The 18,216-nt window shown below is 67.7% G+C and carries 22 protein-coding genes; 2 read left to right on the forward strand and 20 right to left on the reverse strand.

The genetic code is table 11. The annotated features are described in order from the left end of the window. Positions 1-8 precede the first annotated feature (8 nt). Together ACNI65_RS21375 and ACNI65_RS21380 are read left to right on the forward strand one after the other, a co-directional pair. Positions 9-965, forward strand: a complete 957-nt coding sequence (locus tag ACNI65_RS21375; RefSeq protein WP_416759226.1) for a TPM domain-containing protein — start codon at positions 9-11, stop codon at positions 963-965. Further along, positions 965-1,513 carry a TPM domain-containing protein gene (locus tag ACNI65_RS21380; RefSeq protein ID WP_416759227.1) on the forward strand — a complete coding sequence of 183 codons (549 nt, stop codon included), beginning with the start codon at positions 965-967 and terminating at the stop codon, positions 1,511-1,513. Before ACNI65_RS21375 ends, ACNI65_RS21380 begins: the two co-directional genes overlap by 1 nt. 31 nt (positions 1,514-1,544) lie before the next feature. On the opposite strand, the gene ppk2 is transcribed toward ACNI65_RS21380, so the two are convergent. From ppk2 to ACNI65_RS21480, 20 genes are all read right to left on the reverse strand, one after another. Continuing rightward, complete coding sequence (gene ppk2 / locus ACNI65_RS21385) at positions 1,545-2,327, reverse strand: polyphosphate kinase 2 (RefSeq protein WP_416759228.1); 783 nt, start codon at positions 2,325-2,327, stop codon at positions 1,545-1,547. An 80-nt stretch (positions 2,328-2,407) separates the two neighbouring features. After that, complete coding sequence (locus ACNI65_RS21390) at positions 2,408-2,986, reverse strand: hypothetical protein (RefSeq protein WP_416759229.1); 579 nt, start codon at positions 2,984-2,986, stop codon at positions 2,408-2,410. A 61-nt stretch (positions 2,987-3,047) separates the two neighbouring features. Beyond that, positions 3,048-3,566, reverse strand: coding sequence for a hypothetical protein (locus ACNI65_RS21395; RefSeq protein ID WP_416759230.1), 519 nt, complete (start codon positions 3,564-3,566; stop codon positions 3,048-3,050). Positions 3,567-3,732: 166 nt separating this feature from the next. Then, positions 3,733-4,578, reverse strand: a complete 846-nt coding sequence (locus ACNI65_RS21400; RefSeq protein ID WP_416759231.1) for a D-hexose-6-phosphate mutarotase — start codon at positions 4,576-4,578, stop codon at positions 3,733-3,735. Between the two features lie 136 nt (positions 4,579-4,714). Further along, the gene (locus ACNI65_RS21405; protein WP_416759232.1) at positions 4,715-5,131 is read right to left on the reverse strand and encodes a F0F1 ATP synthase subunit epsilon; all 417 of its coding nucleotides are present in this window, start codon (positions 5,129-5,131) and stop codon (positions 4,715-4,717) included. Between the two features lie 81 nt (positions 5,132-5,212). Beyond that, on the reverse strand, positions 5,213-6,625 hold the full coding sequence (atpD, locus tag ACNI65_RS21410) for a F0F1 ATP synthase subunit beta (RefSeq protein WP_416759234.1): 1,413 nt from the start codon (positions 6,623-6,625) through the stop codon (positions 5,213-5,215). 48 nt (positions 6,626-6,673) lie between these two features. After that, positions 6,674-7,549: a F0F1 ATP synthase subunit gamma gene (gene atpG / locus ACNI65_RS21415; RefSeq protein WP_416759235.1), complete on the reverse strand. Its 876-nt coding sequence runs from the start codon at positions 7,547-7,549 to the stop codon at positions 6,674-6,676. Positions 7,550-7,608: 59 nt separating this feature from the next. Beyond that, positions 7,609-9,162 (reverse strand): F0F1 ATP synthase subunit alpha, encoded by a 1,554-nt coding sequence (gene atpA / locus ACNI65_RS21420; RefSeq protein ID WP_416759236.1) that lies wholly within the window; start codon positions 9,160-9,162, stop codon positions 7,609-7,611. Between the two features lie 89 nt (positions 9,163-9,251). Continuing rightward, positions 9,252-9,785: a F0F1 ATP synthase subunit delta gene (locus tag ACNI65_RS21425; protein WP_416759237.1), complete on the reverse strand. Its 534-nt coding sequence runs from the start codon at positions 9,783-9,785 to the stop codon at positions 9,252-9,254. A gap of 2 nt (positions 9,786-9,787) precedes the next feature. After that, positions 9,788-10,258, reverse strand: a complete 471-nt coding sequence (locus ACNI65_RS21430) for a F0F1 ATP synthase subunit B (RefSeq protein ID WP_416759239.1) — start codon at positions 10,256-10,258, stop codon at positions 9,788-9,790. 38 nt (positions 10,259-10,296) lie between these two features. Continuing rightward, a complete protein-coding gene (atpE, locus tag ACNI65_RS21435; protein ID WP_067066400.1) occupies positions 10,297-10,566 on the reverse strand; it encodes a F0F1 ATP synthase subunit C in 270 nt (89 codons plus the stop codon). 81 nt (positions 10,567-10,647) lie between these two features. Further along, positions 10,648-11,517 (reverse strand): F0F1 ATP synthase subunit A, encoded by an 870-nt coding sequence (gene atpB / locus ACNI65_RS21440; RefSeq protein WP_416759241.1) that lies wholly within the window; start codon positions 11,515-11,517, stop codon positions 10,648-10,650. Between the two features lie 15 nt (positions 11,518-11,532). Beyond that, positions 11,533-12,084 carry an ATP synthase subunit I gene (locus ACNI65_RS21445; protein ID WP_416759242.1) on the reverse strand — a complete coding sequence of 184 codons (552 nt, stop codon included), beginning with the start codon at positions 12,082-12,084 and terminating at the stop codon, positions 11,533-11,535. A 219-nt stretch (positions 12,085-12,303) separates the two neighbouring features. After that, on the reverse strand, positions 12,304-13,242 hold the full coding sequence (locus ACNI65_RS21450; protein ID WP_416759244.1) for an SMP-30/gluconolactonase/LRE family protein: 939 nt from the start codon (positions 13,240-13,242) through the stop codon (positions 12,304-12,306). Between the two features lie 75 nt (positions 13,243-13,317). Next, positions 13,318-13,809, reverse strand: a complete 492-nt coding sequence (locus ACNI65_RS21455) for a GNAT family N-acetyltransferase (protein WP_416759245.1) — start codon at positions 13,807-13,809, stop codon at positions 13,318-13,320. A 98-nt stretch (positions 13,810-13,907) separates the two neighbouring features. Continuing rightward, positions 13,908-14,552 (reverse strand): glutathione S-transferase C-terminal domain-containing protein, encoded by a 645-nt coding sequence (locus tag ACNI65_RS21460; protein ID WP_416759246.1) that lies wholly within the window; start codon positions 14,550-14,552, stop codon positions 13,908-13,910. Continuing rightward, entirely contained in the window at positions 14,549-15,310 is a 762-nt protein-coding gene (locus tag ACNI65_RS21465) for an alanyl-tRNA editing protein (RefSeq protein WP_416759248.1), read from the reverse strand. Before ACNI65_RS21465 ends, ACNI65_RS21460 begins: the two co-directional genes overlap by 4 nt. Before the next feature lie 18 nt (positions 15,311-15,328). Continuing rightward, positions 15,329-15,979: a VOC family protein gene (locus tag ACNI65_RS21470; RefSeq protein WP_416759249.1), complete on the reverse strand. Its 651-nt coding sequence runs from the start codon at positions 15,977-15,979 to the stop codon at positions 15,329-15,331. A gap of 10 nt (positions 15,980-15,989) precedes the next feature. Next, positions 15,990-16,841 (reverse strand): PhzF family phenazine biosynthesis protein, encoded by an 852-nt coding sequence (locus tag ACNI65_RS21475; protein ID WP_416759250.1) that lies wholly within the window; start codon positions 16,839-16,841, stop codon positions 15,990-15,992. A 126-nt stretch (positions 16,842-16,967) separates the two neighbouring features. Then, a complete protein-coding gene (locus ACNI65_RS21480; protein WP_416759251.1) occupies positions 16,968-18,182 on the reverse strand; it encodes a PLP-dependent aminotransferase family protein in 1,215 nt (404 codons plus the stop codon). Between the last annotated feature and the right edge of the window lie 34 nt (positions 18,183-18,216).

Below are 18,216 nucleotides of genomic sequence, written 5' to 3' on the forward strand. Positions count from 1 at the left end.
CCGCGCGCATGCGGGCGGTCTCGCTCCGGGCCCTCGCGCTGGTCGTGATGGGCCTGCTGATGACGCTGGGCCTGCTGCCGCGCGTGCGCGCGCAGGACGTGCAGGCGGTGCCGCCGCTCAGCGCACGCGTGATCGACCAGACCGGCACGCTGACCACGGCGCAGAAGCAGGGCATCGAGGCCAAGCTCGCCGCGTTCGAGCGCGAGGCCGGGCCGCAGATCGTCGTGCTGATGGTTGGCACGACCCAGCCCGAGGACATCGCCGCGTACGCGCAGCGGGTCGGCGATCAATGGAAGCTGGGCCGGCGCGATGTCGGCGACGGCCTGCTGATCGTGGTGGCCAAGAACGACCGGCGCATCAACATCCAGACCGCCAAGGCGCTGGAAGGCGCGGTGCCGGACCTGGCCGCGCGGCAGATCATCGAGCGCGACATCACGCCCGCGTTCAAGGCCGGCGACTATGCGGGCGGGCTGAACCGCGCGATCGATTCGCTGCAGGCGCGCATCCGCGGCGAGCACCTGCCCGCGCCGACCCAGCGCACGGGGTCCGGCGCGCGCGGGCACAACATCGACCTCGGCGAGATCGCGATGATCGCGTTCCTCGGCGTGCCGCTGGCGGGGGCGCTGCTGACCTCGATGTTCGGGCGCAAGCTCGGCAGCGTGGTCACGGGCGCGGGCGCCGGCGCGGTCGGCTGGGGCCTGAGCGGCAGCCTGCTGCTGGGTATCGGCGCGGCGCTCGGCTCGCTGGTGCTCGTGGGGCTGCTGGGCATCGGCGCGGCGCGGCGTTCGGGCTCGAGCCTGTCCGGCGGTGGGTATCGGCGCAGCGCGCATGGCGGCGTCTCGCCACCGATCATCTGGGGTGGTGGTGGAGGCGGTGGCGGCAGCTGGGGCGGCAGCGACGGCGGCGGCTTCTCGTCCGGCGGCGGTGGCGACTTCGGCGGCGGCGGCGCCTCGGGAGACTGGTGATGGAACGACCCGGCGATCACGAGATCCGCGTGTCCGGCGACACGAGTCGGCTGGGCCGATTCTTCCGCCATCGCTTCTGGGATGAGGCCGACGTGCGGCGCGTGCTGCCGGCGGCGGCGCTGGCGCGGCTGTCGGCGCGGGTGACGGAGAGCGAGCTGCGCCATGTCGGCGAGATCCGGCTGTGCGTCGAGGCCAGCCTGCCGATGAGCTATCTATGGCGCGGATTGACCGCGCGGCAGCGAGCGCTGGCGCTGTTCGGCAAGCTTCGGGTGTGGGACACCGAGCACAACAACGGCGTGCTGATCTATCTGCTGCTGGCGGAACACGCGATCGAGATCGTCGCGGACCGCGGGCTCAACCGGCGGGTGACGGCGGCGCAATGGCAGGCGATCGTCGAGAGCCTGCGGCAGTCGCTGCGCGGCGGCCAGTTCGAGCAGGGCCTGATCGAGGCGATCCGCGCGGTCGAGGCGCTGCTCGCGGAGCACTTCCCGGTCGAGCCGGGCTCGCCGCCTCGCAACGAGTTGCCCGACGCCGTCGTGGTGCTCTGAATTCACCCTCGCCCGCGAAGCGGGAGAGGGGCTACAAGCTCTTGATCGGCTTGAGCTTCCCCTCGAAGCGTTCCTTCTTCGTCTTGCCGGTGAGCGGCGGGAAGGTCAGCGCTTGGGCGGGCACGCTCACATCGGGCAGATGGTCGAGCAGATGGCGAATGAGCGTGAGCCGACCGCGACGCTGATCATTGAAATCCACCAGCGTCCACGGCGCATGTTTCGTATGCGTGTGCTTGAGCATCCGATCCCGCGCCTTGCCGTAGTCGGCGTAATGCTCCCTCGCCTGGAGATCGATCGGCGAGAGCTTCCACTGCTTGAGCGGATCCTCGGCGCGCTCAGCGAAGCGTTCCTCCTGCAGCGCCTGATCCACGGTCAGCCAGTACTTGAACAGCAGCAGCCCATCGTCGACGAGCAGCCGTTCCAGGCGCGGCGCCTGCTCGAGGAAGTCATCGGTCTGCTCGGGCGTGCAGAAGCCCATCACGGCCTCGACGCCGGCGCGGTTGTACCAGCTGCGGTCGAAGAGGACGATCTCACCGGCGGCCGGCAGATGGGTGAGGTAGCGCTGGAAGTACCACTCGCCCTGCTCGCGCTCGCTGGGTTTGCCCAGCGCGACAGTGCGGCATTGACGGGGATTGAGCGTCTCGGAGATCGCGTTGATGACGCCGCCCTTGCCGGCGGTGTCGCGACCCTCGACGAGGATCAGCAGCCGCTTGCGCGTGTGCTGCAGCCAGCGGGCCAGGTTGTTCAGCTCCACCTGCATCGGTTGCAGGCGGTCCAGGTAGTCGGACTTGGAGAGCTTTCGACTGTCGGGCATGCGGGCTCCTTCGCTGAGGGAGCCCGCAGCTTAGCGCCGCGCGCAGCGATCGTCCCGATCGCGCGCGTCGGCGCAACGCCTCACTTGGCCAGCTGAACGCCAGCGCCGGCGACCTTCAGAGCGACGAGGTCGTTGATCAGCTGCGAGATGTTGCTGCGGATCGCGCCTTCGTTGGCCAGCTTCAGACGCTCGGTGCCCAGGAAGGCGGCGTTCCATTCGGCGGTGAACGGCACGGCGACGTCACGCTCCAGCACGGCCTTGCCGGTGGCGCGCTCGACCAGCGTGTACTTCACGGTGGCCGTGACCGTCATGCTGGCGCCGAACAGCGGCTGGTCCAGCTTCTTCAGGTCGGCGGTCAACGTGTACTTGCTGCCCTGACGGTTGCCCGACAGCAGACCGGCGTCCTTCAGCGAAGCTTCCAGCGCGCGCTCGAAGTCCGAGCTCGACACGTTGGACACCCACATCGGGTTGGTGTCCTTGCCGCCGGTCACGTCCTTGATGCCGATGTTCTCCTTCAGCTCCGACTGCGACACCGCGGTGCGCGTCTGCAGCGAGCTGCTGACCTGCATCTGGTCGGTACGGGCGGGGCTGGCGCAACCCACGAGCAGGACGGCGGCGGCCAGGGCGGCCGTCTGGGCGGCGCGATGCATGAACGACATGAAGGTACTCCTCTGAGAAGAAATGGCCGTGTGACGGCCTTGGTATGAAAGCGGGGGGAGATCAGCGGACCGCGCTGGCGGCCGCGTCGAGCGGGATCGGCGCGGAGGCGGCCGGATCGGCGGAAGCGACGGTGGCCACGGCCGGGGCGGCGCCCAGCGGCGCGGGCGCGGCAACCCCCGGTTGCGGTGCGGCGGCGAGGTTGGCGCCGGTCGCGCAGCGCTTCTGGATCAGCGTCTGCTGCACGGCGTCGTATTCACCGCGCAGGCGGCCGTACTCGGCTTCCTGCGACTTGGTGCCGCCCAGCGCGAACAGCGCCGGCCAGAACAGGATCAGGCCGACGCCCATGATGGTCTTGTCGTTGGTGGCGGCCTGGTCGAGGCGGCCGCCGAGCTCGACGTAACGCGCCTGCAGGCGTTGCGTCTCCGCGGTCAGTTGCGGGCAGTCGTAGCTGGCGTATTGGGCCGGGGACACGTAGGTGGCGCTGATGTCTTTCGACGCGGTGGCGCAACCGGTGACGAACGCGACGGCGGTGACCAGTGCGGTGGTGCGCACGGCCAGGGCGCGAATGGAGCTTCGCATGCTTCCTCCCTAGGACTCGAATCGTTATGAATTGGCGGGAGCGATTCTTGCCCAGGGCGCTGCTCGCGCGAAGCATGCGAACCCGTGTGTCGGGATTGATACGACAGGACGCCCCACGTTCACGGGGGCGTCACGGCGTCACGGTGCGTCGGCCGTGTTCCATCGATCAGAGCAGCTCGAGCGTCTGCATGCCGGCCCAGCTCTCGCCGGGCTGCAGCTCGATCGGCCGCAGCACCTGGGCGGCCTCGACGCACAACATCTGCTTCCAGCCGCCTTCGGGCATGTCGGCGAGCGCGTCGCCCTTCTCCTGGCCGGGATTCCAGACCACGGCGTCGGTGAACCCTTGCTGGCGCAGGATCAGGCGGCGATCGCCGTCGCGCAGGGTCAGGTCGTGCTTGACGTCCTGGTAGATGCGGTCGGTCTCGCCGTCCAGGCGTAGCAGGTCCTCGTGCTGCGTCGCGGCGCGGTCGATCGTCGAGTCCCAATAGGCCAGGCCCGACAGGCCTTGCACCGACGCGGACATGATCTGCGTCAGACGCAGGTAGGTGTGCAGCGCGGCGTTGAAGGAGAACGGGGTGTCGCCCTTGTTCTCGCAGGCCAGTTCCATCTCCAGGACGCGGCCGGCGATGCGGATGCTGATCTCGGCTTCGAACGCATGCGGCCAGACCATGCGCGTGGCGCCGTCGTCGGTCAGGCGCAGCACGGCCAGCGAATCGTCCTTGCCGGATTCCGCGCTGACGAGTTGCCAGGGCTTGCCGCGGGCGAAGCCGTGGCGCTGCAGCGGACCGCGCGTGGCGAACTGGGGAAAGATCACCGGCACGCCGCCGCGGATCGCCTGACCGGTGGCGAAGGCGCTCTTGGGGGAGAGGAAGAGCTGTTCGTCAGCGCCGGCGGGCACCCAGGACACCAGATGCGCGCCATGCAGCAGCAGCGTCGCGCGTGCGCCGTCGGGCGCGCGGAGTTCGAGGGCTTCCAGGCCCTGGTGGCGGGTGATGGCGATCGGTTGGCTCATGGGGAGGTGGAGCGGGCGGGGGATGCTGAAGGCTCGCCCAAAAAGAGAATCGGCAGGAGTGCGAGATTCTCGCAGTCCTGCCGATGCAGTGGGTGGGGACGTCGCACCGGCGAGGCCGGTGGGCGGCCGAAGAGGCTCAGCGCTTCGTACGGAACTTGCGCAGCGCGGCGATCTGCGCGGCCATGGCCGCGAATTCGCTTTGCGCCTTGGCGAAGTCGATGTCGCTCTTGGCGTTCTTCATCGCGTCCTCGGCGGCCTTCTTGGCGGCTTCGGCACGGGCCTCGTCGAGGTCCTTGCCGCGGATCGCGGTGTCGGCCAGCACGGTCACGACGTCGGGTTGCACTTCCAGCAGACCGCCGGCGACGAAGACGAATTCCTCGTTGCCGTCAGGACGCTGGATGCGCACCGCGCCCGGCTTGATGCGGGTGATGAGCGGAGTGTGCTTGGGCAGGATGCCCAGCTCGCCGCCTTCGCCCGGCAGCGCCACGAATTTCGCCTCGCCCGAGAAGATCTGCTCTTCCGCCGAGACCACGTTCACGTGGAGGGTTGCCATTGCGTTTCCTTGATCGAGAAGTGAGAAGTCCGTTCAGAGATCGATGGAACGCCGCTTTCACGGCGCGCCATCGACAGCTCATTACTGGATCTTCTTCGCTTTCTCGAAAGCCTCGTCAATCGTTCCAACCATGTAGAACGCTTGTTCCGGCAGGTGATCGCACTCGCCGTTGACGATCATCTTGAAGCCGCGGATCGTTTCCTTCAGCGGAACGTACTTGCCGGGCGCGCCGGTGAACACTTCCGCGACGTGGAACGGCTGCGACAGGAAACGCTGGATCTTGCGAGCGCGGGCCACGGCCTGCTTGTCTTCCGGCGACAGCTCGTCCATGCCCAGGATCGCGATGATGTCGCGCAGTTCCTTGTAGCGCTGCAGCACCGACTGCACCGAACGCGTCACGTTGTAGTGTTCTTCGCCGATGACGTTCGGGTCGATCTGACGCGACGTCGAGTCCAGCGGGTCCACGGCCGGGTAGATACCCAGCGACGCGATGTCACGCGACAGCACGACGGTGGCATCCAAGTGGGCGAAGGTCGTGGCAGGCGACGGGTCGGTCAGGTCGTCCGCAGGGACGTACACGGCCTGGATCGAGGTAATCGAGCCGACCTTCGTCGACGTGATCCGCTCTTGCAGACGGCCCATTTCCTCGGCCAGCGTCGGCTGGTAGCCCACCGCGGACGGCATGCGACCCAGCAGCGCGGACACTTCCGTGCCGGCCAGCGTGTAGCGGTAGATGTTGTCCACGAAGAACAGCACGTCACGGCCTTCGTCGCGGAACGACTCGGCCATCGTCAGGCCGGTCAGCGCCACGCGCAGACGGTTGCCCGGGGGCTCGTTCATCTGGCCGTAGACCATCGCGACCTTCGACTTGCTCAGGTCCTCCTGGTTCACGACGCCCGCGTCCGACATCTCGTGATAGAAGTCGTTGCCCTCACGGGTACGCTCGCCGACACCAGCGAACACCGACAGACCCGAGTGAGCCTTGGCGATGTTGTTGATCAGCTCCATCATGTTCACGGTCTTGCCCACGCCGGCGCCACCGAACAGACCCACCTTGCCGCCCTTGGCGAACGGGCAGATCAGGTCGATCACCTTGATGCCGGTTTCCAGCAGCTCCTGCGACGGGCTCAGCTCGTCGTAGGCCGGGGCCTTGCGGTGGATCGACGCGGTCTGCGCGCGCGACACGTCGCCGCGCTCGTCGATCGGGTTGCCCAGCACGTCCATGATGCGGCCCAGCGTCGGCTGGCCGACCGGGACCTGGATCATGTCGCCGGTGTTGTAGACCTCGCTGCCGCGGCGCAGGCCGTCGGACGAGCCCAGCGCGATGGTGCGGACCACGCCGTCGCCCAGCTGCTGCTGGACTTCCAGCGTCAGGGTCGAGCCTTCCATCTTCAGGGCGTCGAACACCTTGGGCATCTGGTCGCGCGGGAACTCCACGTCGACCACGGCGCCGATGCACTGAACGATCTTGCCCACCGATTGAGTGTTAGCCATTTCTTCGTTCCTTCAATTCAAATCTGTTGCCTGCGATCGATCGCGAGATCAACCGCTGATGGCGGCCGCGCCGCTGACGATTTCCGACAGTTCCTTCGTGATCGCGGCCTGGCGGGTCTTGTTGTAGACCAGCTTCAGCTCACCGATCAGCGTGCCGGCGTTGTCGGTCGCGGCCTTCATGGCCACCATGCGCGCCGATTGCTCGGACGCCATGTTCTCCGCCACGGCCTGATAGACCAGGGCTTCGGTGTAGCGCACCAGCAGCTCGTTGATCACCGTCGGGGCGTCGGGTTCGTACAGGTAATCCCATGCGTGACCCGCGGCATCCGTCTCCAGCGACTCGGCCGTCAGCGGCAGCAGCTGCTGCACCACCGGCTCCTGCTTCATCGTGTTGACGAAGCGCGTGTAGCAGAGATAGACCGCCGACAACTTGCCTTCCGCGTAAGCGTCCAGCAGCGTCTTGACCGGGCCAACCAGCTTCTCGAGCTGGGGGCTGTCGCCGAGCTGCGTCGCGTGCGCGACGACCTTGGCGCCGATCCGGTTCATGAAGCCCAGACCCTTGTTGCCGATCGCCACCACTTCCGCCTTCTGACCCGCCGTCTCAAGTTCCTTGAGCTTGGCGGTTGTCGCGCGGAGCAGGTTGGTGTTCAGACCACCGCACAGACCCTTGTCGGTCGTGACCACGACGAAACCGGCCGTCTTGGCGTCGGGATGCGACACCATGAACGGATGACGGTACTCGGGGTTGGCCTTGGACAAATTGGCGGCGATGTTGCCGACCTTCTCCGCGTAGGGACGAGCCGCGCGCATCCGATCCTGCGCCTTGCGCATTTTCGAAGCGGCGACCATCTCCATGGCCTTCGTGATCTTCTTGGTGTTCTCGACCGACTTGATCTTGCCGCGAATTTCCTTGCCTGCTGCCATGATTTCTCCAGTGAGGGCCGGGTCTTGCCTGAATTCAGCGAGACCCGGTCATGGTTGCTTTAGGCGAAGGACTTCTTGAACGACGTGATCGCGGCGTTCAGTTCGGCTTCGGCGTCCTTGTCCATGGCCTTGTCGCTTTCCAGCTTGGACAGCAGGGCCGCGTGCGAGGTCTTCAGGAACTGGTGCAGACCGTGCTCGAACGACAGGACCTTCTTGACCTCGATGTCGTCCATGAAGCCCTTGTTGGCGGCGTACAGCGATGCGCCCATCAGGCTGATCGACAGCGGGCTGTACTGGGCCTGCTTCAGCAGTTCCGTCACGCGCGCGCCACGGTCCAGCTGCTTGCGGGTCGCGGCGTCCAGGTCGGAAGCGAACTGCGCGAACGCAGCCAGCTCACGGTACTGGGCCAGGTCGGTACGGATACCGCCGGACAGCGACTTGATCAGCTTGGTCTGGGCAGCGCCACCGACGCGCGACACCGAGATACCGGCGTTGATCGCGGGACGGATGCCGGCGTTGAACAGGTTCGTTTCCAGGAAGATCTGGCCGTCGGTGATCGAGATCACGTTCGTCGGAACGAAGGCGGACACGTCGCCGGCTTGCGTCTCGATGATCGGCAGCGCGGTCAGCGAGCCGGTCTGGCCCTTGACTTCACCCTTGGTGAAGGCCTCGACGTACTCGGCGTTCACGCGAGCGGCGCGCTCCAGCAGACGGCTGTGGAGATAGAACACGTCGCCGGGGAAGGCTTCGCGGCCCGGGGGACGGCGCAGCAGCAGCGAGACCTGACGGTAGGCGACGGCCTGCTTGGACAGGTCGTCGTACACGATCAGCGCATCTTGACCGCGGTCGCGGAAGTACTCGCCCATCGTGCAGCCGGAGTAGGCCGACACGTACTGCATCGCAGCGGATTCGGACGCGGAGGCGGCGACGACGATGGTGTATTCCATCGCACCGGCGGCTTCCAGGGCGCGCACGACGTTCTTGATCGACGAAGCCTTCTGGCCGATCGCGACGTACACGCAGGTCATGTTCTGACCCTTCTGGTTGATGATCGCGTCGATCGCCACGGCGGTCTTGCCGGTCTGGCGGTCACCGATGATCAGCTCGCGCTGGCCACGGCCGACGGGCACCATCGAGTCGATCGACTTCAGGCCGGTCTGCACCGGCTGGTCGACGGACTTGCGGGCGATCACGCCCGGGGCGACCTTCTCGATGACGTCGGTCATCTTGGCGTTGATCGGGCCCTTGCCGTCGATCGGCTGACCCAGCGCGTTCACGACGCGGCCGATCAGCTCGGGGCCGACCGGCACTTCCAGGATGCGGCCCGTGCACTTCACGGTGTCGCCTTCGGAAATGTGCTCGTAGGCGCCCAGGATCACGGCGCCGACGGAGTCGCGCTCCAGGTTCAGCGCCAGACCGAAGGTCTGCGAGCCGTCGGCGGCGACGGGGAACTCCAGCATTTCGCCTTGCATCACGTCCGACAGGCCGTGCACGCGCACGATGCCGTCAGACACGGACACCACGGTGCCCTGGTTGCGCACGTCGGTGGACGCGCCAAGGCCTTCGATGCGGCTCTTGATCAGTTCGGAAATTTCAGCGGGATTCAGTTGCATTGCTTGCTCCCAGCGGCATCCCGCCGAAGCGGGACACCAGGGTGAATCGGGGGGATCTTGGCAGTCGGGCTGAGGCTGAGGCTTGCGCCTCAGGCCGTCAGCGCCACTTTCATGCGTTCCAGGCGGGCCTTCACCGAGGTGTCCAGCACCTCGTCGCCGACCACCACACGGATACCGCCGATCAGGCCAGGCTCCAGTTCAACGTTCGCTTGCAGCTTGCGGCCGAAACGCTTCTCCAGCGCCGCGATCACGTCGGCCAGCTGGGCCGGCTCGATCGGGAAGGCGCTGTAGATGTGCGCGTCGGACAAGCCGGAAGCGGCGTTGGCCAGGTCGTGGAACTGCTGGACCATCGCCGGCAGCGCCGACAGGCGGCCGTTGGCGATCACCTCGCGCAGGAAGTTCTGCACGCCGGGCAGCAGCGTCTGCTGACTGGTCGCCGAGATGACCTGGAACACCTGTTCGGTGCTCACCTTCGGGTCCTCGGCGAACTGGCGCAGCTGGCTGTCGCCGGCGACGAGCGCCAGCGCGGCCAGCTGCTCGTTCCAGGCCTTCAGGTCCTGCGAGGACGCGACCTGGAACAGCGCTTCGGCGTAGGGACGGGCAATGGTTGCGAGTTCAGCCATGATTACAGCTCCGTCTTCAGACGGTTCAGCAATTCGGCATGCACGCCGGCATTGACCTCGCGCTGCAGGATCTGCTCGGCGCCCTTGACGGCCAGCGCGGCGACCTGCTCACGCAGGGCCTCGCGGGCACGCACCGACTGCTGCTCGGCTTCAGCCTTGGCAGCGGCGATGATCTTGGCGCCTTCGTCTTCCGCACGCTTCTTCGCTTCGTCCACGATGGCGGCGCCGCGCTTCTCAGCGTCGGACAGCAGCTTCGTGGTTTCGTTGCGGGTCTGCGCCAGTTGCTCGTCGACCTTCTTGTTGGCGGTGGCCAGTTCGGCCTTCGCCTGGTCAGCGGCTGCCAGACCGGCGCGGATCTTGTCCGCGCGCTCGTCCAGGGCCTTCACGATCGGTGGCCAAATGAACTTCACCGTGACGAACATCAGGATGAAGAACGGGATCCACTGGATGATGAGGCTAGCGTTGATATTCACGGCACGATCCTTTCAGTCGTGAAAGGGGTCGGGCGAAATCAGCGGGCGACGGTGGCCAGCAGGGTCGCAGCGAACGGGTTGGCGAACGCGAACAGCAGCGCGATGGCGACGCCGATCAGGAAGGCCGCGTCGATCAGGCCAGCCAGAATGAACATCTTGGTTTGCAGTTCGTTCATCAGCTCGGGTTGACGAGCCGACGACTCCAGGAACTTGCCGCCCATCAGCGCGATGCCGATGGAAGCGCCGATCGCGCCCAGACCAACGATGATGCCGCAAGCCAGAGCGACCAGACCGAGGATGTTTTCCATGTTTTGCTCCTGAGAGAGTTAGATAAAAGGGAAAGGGAAAAGGAAACGGGTAACTTGAGAGATCGCGGCTGTCCGTCCGGATCAGTGCGCGTCGTGCGCCTGGCCCAGGTAGATCAGCGTCAGCATCATGAAGATGAAGGCCTGCAGCGTGATCACAAGGATGTGGAACAGCGTCCACACCGTGCCCGCCAGGACGTGGCCGATGGCCAGGCCGATGCCGGTTCCGGTGAGGGCCCAGCCGCCGCCCATCAGGGCGATCAGCATGAACACGAGTTCGCCGGCGAACATGTTGCCGAACAGTCGCATGCCATGGGACACCGTCTTGGCGATGAACTCAATGACCTGCATGGCGAAGTTGGCCGGGTAGAGGAACCACTTGTCGCCGAAGGGCGCAGCGATCAGCTCGTGGCCCCAGCCACCCAGGCCCTTGATCTTGATGCTGTAGATGAAGACCATCAGCAGGACGAAGGTCGACAGGCTCAGCGTCGTCGACAGGTCCGCCGTCGGCACGACGCGCTGATAGGCGTGGTGCGGGTCGTGGGCGATGTAGTTGGAGAAGATCCAGGGCAGGAAGTCCACCGGGAACATGTCCATCGCATTCATGAAGAAGATCCACACGAACACGCTCAGGGCGAGCGGTCCGATGATCTTGCGGCTCTTCTCGTTGTGGATGACCGACTTGGCCTGGTTGTCGACCATCTCGACCAGGATTTCCACGGCGGCCTGGAAGCGGCCCGGCACGCCGGCATGCGCCTTGCGTGCGGCACGCCACAGGATGAAGACGGCCAGCAGACCCAGCACCGTCGAATAGATCAGCGAATCGAAATTGAAGACGCTGAAGTCGACGAGACCCGTCTGCTTGACGTCTTCAAAGGCGAAATTCTTCTGCCAATGCTGCAAATGGTGGGTGATGTATTCACCCGAGGACGGCGCGTGCCCTTCTGCTGCCATGGTTGCTTTCCGATGCTATTTTCTGATTCGACCCCGCCGAAGCAGGGCCAGCCAATTTGCCTTCAGGGTCACCACGAGGGTCGACAGCAGCGCTGCCCAACTCAACGACGGGAAACCCGCGGCGACCGCCACCAGGATGGCGACCGCCAGAATGATCTTCACCAGCTCCCACACCATGAACGACAGCAACGGGCTGCCGGACTCGACGGTGGAGCGTCGTGTCATGCCCCACGCCATCAGGGCGTTCGGCACGACGACCGAGACGGCACCGAACAGCGCCGACCAGGTCTTGTCGCCTTGCAGGGACAGCAGCCCCCACAGCGCGACCATCACGGCCCCCGCCGCCGCCTGCCAGGTCAACAAGGACCAGGCCGACATCGTCGGAAGCCGGGCTCGCAAGTCCTGCGCTTGTTCTCGCGTCAGAGGCTTGAAAGCCGGTTCGCTGCCCGTATCTCCGTCGATCGGGTCATCCCAGCGATCCTGGCTGGCGGCGCCGCGCGCGTCAGGGACACGCTGGCTGGGCTCGGCGGGCGGCGCACCAGGTGCGCGCGCTGGATCGGGGTTCACGTCGTCGGAGGGCGATCAGCAAAACCGCGAGATTATAGGGGCTCCGACCTTACAGACCCTTAACAGGCCGTCGCGTCCGCCCATACAGCTCGACTTGACAGGGCGTGCGAACCCCGCATAGGGCTCTCCCGAGCCCTGTTCATGGGCCTTCCGAGCAAGTGCCGTGCCGCCCCGGCGAGGCGGCGGCGCAACACCCGGCCCCACGGGCCCGCGCGCCGATCACCAGGTGGCGAACTGCACCGGCAGGCCGGCCACCGGCACCCGCATCTTCAACACGCAGCCGGCCCAGGGCTGGGCGGCGAGCTCCGCCTCGCTGCGCTTTTCCCGTGCGGTGGTGACGAAAAGGGTGCGCATGTCCGCACCACCGAAGGTCGGCATGGTCGCGCAACGCACCGGCAGCGGCACGCGGCGCAGCACTTCGCCCGACGGCGCGAGCTGCAACAGCTGCTGGCCTTCCATCATGGCGACCCAGTAGTTCCCTTCGACGTCGACCGCCGCGCCATCGGGCCGGCCGCCGTAGGTCTCCAGCGGCTGGTCCGCGCCGCGCGGCTCGAATCGCGCGAACACGCGCCGCTCGCCGATCTCGCCGGACTCGGCGTCGAACGGCAGCTGGTAGATCTCGTGCGCCTTCGTGTCGGACCAGTACATCGTGCGGCCGTCCGGGCTCCAGCCCAGGCCGTTGGACGTGGTGATCCCGTCGCGCATCGGCGTGAAAGCGCGGTCGCGCAGGCAGTACAGCGCCGACACCGGCTGGCGCGCGTCGTCGATGGTGCCGACCCAGAGCCGCCCCTTCGCATCGGCCTTGCCGTCGTTGAAGCGGCGCTTGCTCGCGTCGTACGGCGGCGCGAGCAACTGCTCATAGGCGCCGGTGGCCGGATCGAAGCGCCACAGGCCGTTGCGCTGCGGAATCAGCAGGCCGCCGCCCTGCAGCGGCACGACGCAGCCCGGCTCGTCATTGAGCGGCCAGACCGTGGGCGTGCCCGCGCCGTTGTCGAGCCGGCACAACGCCTTGCCCGGGATATCGACGTAATAGAGACATTGCTCTAGCGGATGCCAGAACGGCGATTCGCCGAGCAGCGCCGGCGTGGTCGTCGCGGGTTCGAGCTGGAAGAACGCGTCCGCGGACGGCGACGAGGCGGCAGGGGTGGGCGAGGTCATGCCCCGATGCTATGCCCGTAACCTCGCGAAACCCGCGAACCCCATAAGCGCCGATGAATCCGCGCAGAGCCGCCCTCAGGCCAGGTCGACCTTCAGGTAATGCGCGCCGGCGATCGGGTTGAAGTAGTACGGGGGGATCTCCTCGAAGCCGAGGCTCTCGTACAGATCGCGCGCGGCCTCCATGTCGTCGAGCGTGTCGAGCAGCATGCTCGAGTAGCCCGCCGTCGTGGCGCGGTCGATCAGCGCCTGGGCCATCGTCCGTCCCAGCCCGAAGCGGCGGAACGCGGGGCGGATGAACAGGCGCTTCATCTCGCAGGCGTTGGCGTAGTCAGAATCGGCCAGCGACCGGAAGCCGCCGCAGCCCGCGACCTGGCCATCCACCAGCGCCAGCAGCATCGCGCCCTGAGGCGCGTCGTACTCGCCGGGCAGCGAGGCCAGTTCCTCGTCGAAGCCCTGGAAGTCGAGGTCGATGTCCAGGCTCTGCGCGTATTCGCGCATGATCACGCGCGCTTCTTCCCACATCGTGGGCGAATCGGGGCAGATCAGTCGTATGTCAGGGGTATCCACAGCGGGCGAGTGTAGCGAGACCGTCTCCGCGATCAAGCACCTCGGCTAGAGGCGGCCATCCAGGAGGGACATGGCGTCGAGTTCGCACCCCATCGCGCTCAAGGCCCGGCCGCGGGGCCGTGCTCGGCGAAACCAGGACGGGTGAGCAGACGCTGGTACCAGCCCTCCACAGCCGCCAGCTCGACATGCGCGATCGGCGCCGCGCGCCAGCGATGCGCCGACAGCCCCAGCACGATGTCGGCCAGGGTGAAGGTCGCGCCCAGCACGAACGGGCCGCCCGAGCGGACGAGCTGCTCATCGAGCATCGCCATGTGCCGGTTCCAGTTCGCCACACCCGACTCGATCTGCGCCGGATCCTGATGCAGCGCGCTCTTGCGCACCGTCGCCATGAACGCGTAGCGCCAGCTGCTGTTGAGCTCGCCGCCTTGCCAGTCCATCCACATCTCGACCCGCGCCCGGTCCTGCGGCTCGTCGGGCAACAGATCATCGCGGCCCTCGCGTCGCGCGAGATAGCGGCAGATGCTGTTGCTCTCCCACAGCGAGAACGGCGTGTCGCCCGCCGCGGCGGCGCCCGCCGCGTCGATCAGCACCGGCATCATCGCGTTGGGGTTGAGCACGCGGAAGGCATCGGCCTTCACGTCCACGTCCTCGCGCGCGAGGTCCAGGCCCAGTTCGACGCCCGTCCACAGCACCTTGCGCACGTTGATCGACGCGGCGCGTCCGAGCACGCGCAACGCGCTCATGCCGCGCTCGGTTCGCCAGCGGCCGCGCTGGTGGCCGCGGGCAGGAAGCCGAGCACCACGCGACGCGTCTTCGCCGACTTCTTCTCGATCTTGGTCACCACGACCGCACCGATCTCCGCGGTGTTGGCCACGTGCGTGCCCCCGCAGGGCTGCAGGTCCACGCCGTCGATCTTGAGCACGCGCACGCGGCCCGTGCCACGAGGCGGCTGCACGCTCATGCTGCGCACGAGTCCCGGATTGGCATCCAGGTCCTCATCGCTGATCCAGCTGTGGCTCACCGGATGCGCCTCGGCCACGAGCCGCGCGATGCCCGCGCTCAGCGTGTCCTTGTCCAACGCATCGGTCATGTGGAAATCGAGGCGCGCGTAACCCGCGGTGATCGAGCAGCCATCCACCGGATGCGGCACCAGCGCGCACAGCAGGTGCGTCGCCGTGTGGAAACGCATGTGGGCATGGCGCCGGTCCCAGTCGATGCGCGCCGTCACCGGCGTGCCCGCGGGGAGCTCGGACAGACCGCTCAGGTCCTCGTCCGGCGCGGGCACGTGCAGGATCTCGCCGCCCTCGCCCTTGCGCGTGTCCGCGATGCGGAGCACGCGCCCGCCGGGCAGCGTCAGCGAGCCGGCATCGCCGGCCTGCCCGCCGCCCTGCGGATAGAACACGGTGCGGTCCAGCAGCAGGCCGCGCTCGTCGGCGCGCAACAGCGTCGCCTCGCATTCGCGCAGATGCGCGTCCTCACGAAACAGATCCTGCGTGCTCATCGCTTCCCTGTCGCCGTGTCAGCTCGCCGCCGGCAGGACCTCGTCGAGGTCGCCCGACTGCGTCGGTGCATCGGACAGCGTGCCCTCGATCGCTTCCAGCTCGACGAGGCCGCGAGGCGTCGACAGCTGCGCGCGCAGGCCGTCCCGGGCCTCGAAGCCCAGCAGCTTCACGCCGCTGTCGGGCAGCTTGTCGGTCGGATGGGCGTCGCCCTTCCATTCGATGGGCACGGGCAGGCCTTCCTTGCGCAGGCGGCGGCCGTCCTCGCGCAGCGCGATGCGCCAGCTCAGGTCACCGCGGGCGGCCTCGACCGCCTCGCCGGCATCGACGCCCTCGCCCGACCAGGTGGCCAGCGTCGCATCCAGGCTCGAGACGCGCGCGACCCAATGCAGCAGCGAGGGTCCGTCCTGCCGCAGGCGCTCGCGCACGGCGGGCTGGTCCAGGTCGAACCAGCGCGGCCGGCCGGGATCCGGCGCCTCGGGATCGATCGCGATGATCTCCAGGTAGCAGCGCGGATACGTCGGCGGCGCGCTGATGTTGAGCAGCAGGTTGTGCGTGCCCATGAGCGCATGGCGCCCGCCGGGTTGGGGCGCGACACCCAGGACGCGTTCGCACCAGGCGCGGCCCTCCTCCAGGGTGTTCGCGGCGACAACGAGATGATCGACTTCCATGCTCATGGCTTCACAACCTCACCTGACCGTGGATCAATGGGGTGACATCGCCGCCAATCCAGCAATGCGCGCCCTCGCGTGCCACATGGATCCGGCCGGCGCGCCCGAGGGCGGCGCCCTGGGCGGCCACATAGCGGTCGGGCGCCAGACCGGCGCCCTGCAGCCATAGTGCCAGACCCGCGTTCAGGCTGCCCGTCACCGGGTCTTCCGGAACGCCCAGCCCGGGCACGAAGGCCCGGACCTCGAATTGCTGCGGCGAACCCGCAGGATAAGCGCCCACGACGCCCAGCTTCAGACCGCGCATCGCGACGAAGTCCGGTCGCAGCGCCAGCACCGCCTCGGCCGAGGCCAGACGCGCCGCCATCCACTGCGGGCCGTTGTCGACCCAGACCAGGTCCAGCAGCGCCGCATCCTCGATGCCCAGGGCCTTCAAGGCCTGCGCGCGCAGCTCGGGCTCGACCGGACCCTCGCGCCGCAACGGCGGCGCGGCGAAAGCGAGCCGGGCGCCGTCGCGTCGCACGCGCACCAGACCGATCGCGCATTCCTGGACCACCTCGCCCGGCTGTTTCGGGTCCCCGCCGCTGGCCAGCCACGCATGCGCGGATCCCAGCGTCGGATGGCCCGCGAAGGGCAGCTCGCCGCCGGGCGTGAAGATGCGGACGCGGTAATCGGCGGCCGGATCGGTCGGCGGCAGCAGGAAGGTCGTCTCGGACAGGTTGGTCCACTTGGCGAAGTCCGCCATCGTGGCCTCGTCCAGGCCCGCCCCGTCGACGACGACGGCCAGCGGGTTGCCCCGCAGCGCCTGCGCGGTGAAGACGTCGACCTGGACGAAACGGCGGAGTTCGGCGGGGGAAGCGGACATGCGAGGCCTCGGGTTGGGCAGGGACGAGTCGATCCGCACCGCCTGACAGGGCGGTGACGGGAGCCAGGAACAGGGGACAGGCCGGCTGCGGCGCGCCGGGTGGGCGCCGCGACGGACGTCAGCGGATCAGGGCGCGGTTTCGGCCGTGGTCAGCGCCAGCGCCTCGTGCAGCACGCGGCAGAGCTTGTCCACGCCTTCGGCGATCAGCTCCGGCGTCAGCGTCACGAAGGACAGCCGCAGCGTGCGCGGATCGGGCTGGTGCGCGTAGAACGCGGCGCCAGGCACGTAGGCCACGCCGGCCTCGACGGCGAGCGGCAGCAGCGCCATCGCGTCCAGGCCCTCGGGCAGGCGGATCCAGAAGAACATGCCGCCCTCGGGGCTCTGCCACTCGCAGCCCGCGGGCAGGTTCTGCTCGAGCGCCTTGGCCATCGCGTCGCGGTTCGCCTTGTAGCGGGCGCGGATCTTGGGCACGTGCTCGTCGAGGAACCCGCCCTTGATGACCTCGTGCACCACGCGCTGGTTGAAGCCCGGCGTGTGCAGGTCGGCCGCCTGCTTGGCCTGAAGCAGCTTGGGGTAGATCTCCGCGGGGGCGATCAGGTAACCCAGGCGGAAGCCCGGCGTCAGCACCTTGGAGAAGGACCCCAGATAGATGCTGCCCTCGGGCCACAGCGCGCTGAGCGCCTGCGGCGGAGCCTCGTCGAACCACAGGTCGCCGTAGGGGTTGTCCTCGACGATCGGCACGCCGGCCTTGCGCGCGGCGGCGACCACCGCCTGACGGCGCTCGGCGCCCATCACGCGGCCGGTGGGGTTCTGGTAATTCGGCAGCAGGTACGCGAAGCGCGTGCCCGGCGCGTCATGCGGCAGCGCCTCGATGGCCGAGGGCAGCGGGCCCTGCTCATCGCTGGCCAGGCTGGCGAAGATCGGCTCGTAGGGCGTGAAGGCCTGCAGCGCGCCGAGGTAGGTCGGCGTCTCGACGGCCACGGGCGCGCCGGCGTCGCACAGCAGCTTGCCCACCAGGTCCAGGCCCTGCTGGGACCCGCTGGTGATCAGCACCTGGTCGGGCGAGCAATGGATGCCCAGCGTCGCGACCTTGGCGGCCACCCACTCGCGCAGCGGCGCGAAGCCCTCACTGGCGGCGTACTGCAGGGCTTCCTTGGAGTTCTGGCTCAGGACGCGGTCGCAGGCGGCCTTGATCGCGTCGACCGGGAACGTGTCCGCGCTGGGCAGGCCGCCGGCCATGGACAGGATGCCCGGCTTCTCGGTGACCTTCAGGATCTCTCGGATGATGGACGGGTTCATGCGCGCGGCACGGCGGGCTTGCGTCCAGGGACTGCGGTTCATGGGGGTTGTCTCCGGTTGAGCGGGCCAGTCTAAG

The organism is Roseateles sp. So40a (assembly GCF_048081605.1).
Lineage (GTDB): Bacteria > Pseudomonadota > Gammaproteobacteria > Burkholderiales > Burkholderiaceae_C > Roseateles.